Here is a 324-nt window from a genome sequence, read left to right as displayed (position 1 = left end):
AAGAGATAAGAGAAAGGCTTAAAATACCCGCGAAGGAAAATATTGCTTCAGACGTGGTTCTCGGTGGTATTGATGGTTGCGTGACTACCTTTGCTGTTGTATCTGGCGTGGTTGGGGCGGGCTTTTCGCCTGTTGTTGCTCTGGTTCTGGGGTTTGCAAATTTGATCGCCGATGGCTTCAGTATGGCTGTCAGCAACTATGAATCGATTAAGACTCAGGGCGAATTTATTAAAAGCCTTCGCGATCAAGAACAAGATCACATTGAAAAGATACCTGAAGGCGAAAGGGAAGAAATTCGGCTAATATTCATAAATAAAGGTTTCT

At 43.5% G+C, this 324-nt stretch carries 1 protein-coding gene; it reads left to right on the top strand.

What is annotated here, in order from left to right:
- Positions 1-324: VIT1/CCC1 transporter family protein (locus ACYP03_RS25195; protein ID WP_459782554.1), on the top strand; the 324-nt coding region annotated here is incomplete at both ends.

The organism is Photobacterium sp. R1, from assembly GCF_054600795.1.
The sequence above is the reverse complement of the archived record's forward strand: the minus strand, read 5'-3'. Positions and strand labels throughout refer to the sequence as shown.